This is a genomic window from Streptomyces albicerus (genome assembly GCF_008905045.1).
GTDB classification, from domain to species: Bacteria; Actinomycetota; Actinomycetes; order Streptomycetales; family Streptomycetaceae; genus Streptomyces; species Streptomyces albicerus.
This window is the reverse complement of sequence record NZ_VWMY01000186.1, coordinates 1-1970: the sequence shown is the minus strand read 5'-3', so window position 1 is coordinate 1970 and position 1970 is coordinate 1. Positions and strand designations below refer to the sequence as shown.

Below are 1970 nucleotides of genomic sequence, written 5' to 3'. Positions count from 1 at the left end.
GCCTCGACATCGCCGACCACCACGTCACCCAAGTCTGGGTCGTCCTCAACCCCGACAAACTCCGCCCCTGGAACCAACCCCGGGACGCGGAACGACACTGATCAACAAGATGTCAATGCTTCAATGGTGCCGTTGGAGACGATTTCACAGTCTTGGTCGGGGATCATGCGCGGCTCGCTGCCTGGATGGACCCTTTTGCCCAGAAGTGTGATTTGGTCAAACGGTCGGACCGTAAGCCCACAAAACACTGTGTGACCGCCTGAGGCTGACTTCCGATTTACAGCCGACGGCACCTTTCTGCCTCCGTCCTGTCACAAAACCGGGCCCAGCCCGGTCTATGGAGGAGATGCGATTGGAGCAGCCGTGACTTTCGGTGACCAAAGTCCCCGCAGCGCCCGAACAAGCCGTGCAGTGCCTCATACCCGGCAGCTCATCGGCCTTCAGGACCATGTCCTGGAACCGCTGGTCGGAGCCGTCCACAGCCACGCGGCAGCCGCGTGGTCCCGCTACTAGACAGCCGCAACCCGGAGGAACGGAGACCGCAGGAACATGGATCTCGAGCCGTCCCCCACGACCAGTGACCTCGAAGAGGCTGTGGCCGTCTTTGTGCAGCACCGGAGGCGTCTCTTCGGAATCGCCTACCGCGTGCTCGGCAGTGCGGTCGAGGCAGAAGACGTGGTCCAGGAAGTGTGGCTGCGTTGGCAGAAGACCGACCGCTCCGTGGTGGTCAGCCCGGTGGCCTTCCTCTCGAGTACGACGACCCGCCTGGCCATCAACGTCGCGCAGTCTGCGCGTGTGCGCCGGGAAACCTACATCGGACCGTGGCTGCCCGAGCCCGTAGACACGAGCTCGGACCCGGAGGTGGGCGCGCAGCGCGCAGAGGCCCTGGAGATGGCTCTACTGCTGGTGTTGGAGAAGCTGAGCCCCACCGAGCGCGCCGCATATGTACTGCGCGAGGCGTTCGACTACGGCTATCCCGATATCGCTGAAATCCTTCAGCTCAGCCTCGTCAACGTACGGAAGATCGTCAGCCGTGCTCGTAAGCATCTGGCGGCCGAGCAACGCGAGAGCGTGGACGGGGCGGAGCACCGACGCCTCCTGAACGCCTTCGTCTCGGCGGCTCAAACGGGGGATGTGGCTTCACTGGAGGCCATTCTCACGCTCGATATCGTGAGTCTGTCCGACGGCAACGGTATGCGGGGCTGCGCTCGTATACCTGTGCTGGGCCGTGCACATGTGGCCAAGATGGTGACCTATTGGAAGCTCTGGCAGGATGCGGAGCCCAGATTGGTCGATGCCAACGGCTCTACGAGTGTGGTGCTCTACCGAGACGACCAACCCGTTGCGTTCATGACGATGGCCGCCTCCAAGGAAGGCATCCACAAGTTGATGTGGGTGTTCAGCCCGAGCAAGATCGCCGCGTTCCTCGACTCGCGTTCTCGCTTCGCAGCTCCTTCCCGCCCTGCGGCGGGTGGTGTGTGACTGCGACAGTGTGACGAGGCGGTGCGACAGTGTGCACGAGGCGGTCATCGCCCGATCAACGGAGACACCCGAGAGCGGCTGCCCCCGGCCACTGGCAGGCCGGCGGGCCCGCACGCGCGAGGTCATGCATGGCTCCTGATGCAGCCGGCAGTCCCGTGACGCAGCAGGCCTTTCCGAGGGGCGGGACGACGACAGGGGGCGACGCAAGCACGCCCCTCTTCCCATGGACCGCACAGTCAGACACCGGACGGTCCGTGGGGTCGCGCCGCCGTGGGCGGGCGGAGGGGGACCGGCCGGCTGCTGCCGTGGCCAACGACTCCGAAAGTGCCTCTCAGAGGGCGATCAGGACCAGCCGTCGTGGCGTTGTTATGGGTTCTGGTGTGGGGTGGGGTTGGGTTCTGCGTCCCGGGGTTGGTTCCAGGGGCGGAGTTTGTCGGGGTTGAGGACGACCCAGACTTGGGTGACGTGGTGGTCGGCGATGTCGAGGC

At 64.6% G+C, this 1970-nt stretch carries 1 protein-coding gene; it reads left to right on the top strand.

The features are described 5' to 3' along the window. The first annotated feature begins 549 nt into the window (after positions 1-549). Positions 550-1482 carry a sigma-70 family RNA polymerase sigma factor gene (locus GAS53_RS54745; protein WP_151485285.1) on the top strand — a complete coding sequence of 311 codons (933 nt, stop codon included), beginning with the start codon at positions 550-552 and terminating at the stop codon, positions 1480-1482. Positions 1483-1970 lie beyond the last annotated feature (488 nt).